Annotated in this window: 1 protein-coding gene; it reads right to left on the minus strand. The window is 60.2% G+C overall.

Features of this window, described 5'->3' with window-relative positions; genetic code table 11:
* Positions 1-26 precede the first annotated feature (26 nt).
* Positions 27-1,138 (minus strand): IS3 family transposase gene (locus AB843_RS24555; protein WP_087587184.1). Its coding sequence is split into 2 segments (ribosomal slippage): positions 27-886 and positions 886-1,138, totalling 1,113 coding nucleotides; the frame shifts between segments, so codons are not numbered across the junction.
* Positions 1,139-1,203: the final 65 nt, after the last annotated feature.

Genomic DNA, 1,203 nt, shown 5'->3' on the forward strand with positions numbered 1-1,203 from the left:
TGACCTGCTCCCCTGAATGTACCCATTCATAGGTTAGTCCTGTTCACGTTGTGGTCCCTTTCGGACCGGGTTGCAAATTCGTTCGGCGTGAGCCCGTCGAGGCTGGTGTGCGGCCGGTGCAAATTGTAGTCGATCCTCCACTCCTCGATGATCTCGCGAGCGTGGCGGTAGTTGCGGAACAGATGCTCGTTAAGACACTCGTCCCTCAGCCTGCCGTTGAAGCTTTCCACAAAGCCGTTCTGCATGGGTTTGCCCGGTGCGATGTAGTGCCACTCGACGCTGCGATCCTGCTGCCAGGCGAGCATCGCATTCGAGGTGAGCTCGGTGCCATTGTCGCTGACCACCATGCCGGGATATCCGCGGCGTTCCGCGATAGCATCCAGTTCCCGAGCCACGCGTTCGCCCGAGAGCGAGTTGTCGACCACCGTTGCCAGGCATTCCCGGCTGAAGTCGTCGATGACACACAGGATGCGGAAGCGACGACCATCCACCAGCGTGTCCGACACGAAGTCGAGTGACCATCTCTGGTTCGGATCCTGCGGGATCGCCATCGGCGCCCGCGTGCCCAAGGCTCGCTTGCGGCCGCCGCGTTTTCGGACCGTCAGCCGCTCTTCCTTGTAAATCCGGTAGAGCTTCTTCCAGTTCACCGCGACGTCCTCCCGCTTCAAAAGCAGGTGCAGACGGCGGTAGCCGAACCGTCGCCGTTCCGACGACAGCTCCCGCAAGCGCTGTCGCAGGCCGGCATCGTCCGGCCGGCTTGACTGGTAACGGAAGACGCGCGGCGCAATGCCAACCAGGGCACAGGCACGCCGCTGCGAATAGTCCTTCATCTCGATTGCCCAACTCACGGCGTTCCTCCTTGAGCCGGGCGTCAGAAGTTTTTTGTCAGCATCTCGCGGAGCGTCGAGACATCCATCATCTGCTCTGCCAGAAGCCTCTTCAGCTTCGCATTCTCTTCCTCAAGCGCCTTCAGCCGCTTGGCGTCCGACACATCCATCCCGCCATACTTCTTGCGCCAGGTATAGAAGGTCGCATCAGAGATGCCGTGCTTGCGGCACAGCTCGGACGGCGACATGCCCGCCTGATGCTCCTTCAAAATGCCGATGATCTGTTCTTCCGAGAACCGTGATCGCTTCATTGCCTGTCTCCTTCCTTGAGGAACAGGCTAACCCAAAATCGGGAACATCTCAGGGGAGCAGGTCA

It is taken from the genome of Nitratireductor soli (assembly GCF_001050155.1).
Taxonomy (GTDB): domain Bacteria; phylum Pseudomonadota; class Alphaproteobacteria; order Rhizobiales; family Rhizobiaceae; genus Nitratireductor; species Nitratireductor soli.